General features: G+C 68.2%; 1 protein-coding gene. It reads right to left on the reverse strand.

Going from position 1 to position 824, the window contains the following annotated elements:
* Positions 1 to 25: 25 nt before the first annotated feature.
* On the reverse strand, positions 26 to 824 hold a 799-nt coding region (locus EN939_RS36340; protein ID WP_164751612.1), incomplete at its 5' end, for an NAD(P)/FAD-dependent oxidoreductase.

Raw genomic sequence — 824 nt, forward strand, 5'->3', positions numbered from 1 at the left:
ACCCCAAGGAGATGAAGCGCCCTGGTCAGCGCTCCAACGCATCGAGCAGACGGTACCAGGCGATGGTCGCGGCGACGCCGACCTGACGGAAGGCGTGAAACGGGATCGGCCGGATCGGCGAGACCGGGAAAGGCAATTGCCTGGCGTCGCCACTTTGGAGGTAGCCGGCGATGCGCTCGCCAAGCGCGGTCATCAGGCCGACACCACGACCCTGGCAGCCGGCCACGGCCAGCAGGCCCTGCTCCGGCTCATGGATGTGCGGCAGATGGTCCGGCGTCATCGCCACGCGGCCGAACCAGCGCTTCTCGATGGCGACACCGGACAGCACGGGATAGAGCCGCCGCAGCGCCCGCTCGAGATGCGCCCAGTCGCCGGCGCTCGTCGGCAGCGCCATGCGACCCCGGCCGCCAAGCACCAGCCGGCCGTCGGCGCTCTTGCGGTAGTAGACGAGGATGCGCCTGGAGTCCGACACCGCCTGCCCTTCCGGCAGGATCGTGGCCGCCAGATCGGGCGACAGCGGCGCTGTGGCGATCTGAAAGGAATGCAGCGGCACGATCGTCTGAGCGAGACCGGGGATCAGACCGTCCGTATAGGCGTTTGTCGCCAGCACGACCGCCTTTGCCTGCAATTGCACCCCGTTTTCAGTTGAAACACGCCAAACGCCGGCGCTGTTGTCTAGCCGAACCACCTTCTGGTGTCCGGCTACCCTCACTCCAGCCGCGGTCGCGACCCGGGCAAATTCCGACGTGTAGGCGAGCGGATCGATCACACCGGCGCGGCGGTCGAGCCAGCCGCCGAGATAGCCCTGCGCACCGGTCCTGGCC

The sequence above is a fragment of the Mesorhizobium sp. M7A.F.Ca.CA.002.05.1.1 genome (genome assembly GCF_003998335.1).
Lineage (GTDB): Bacteria > Pseudomonadota > Alphaproteobacteria > Rhizobiales > Rhizobiaceae > Mesorhizobium.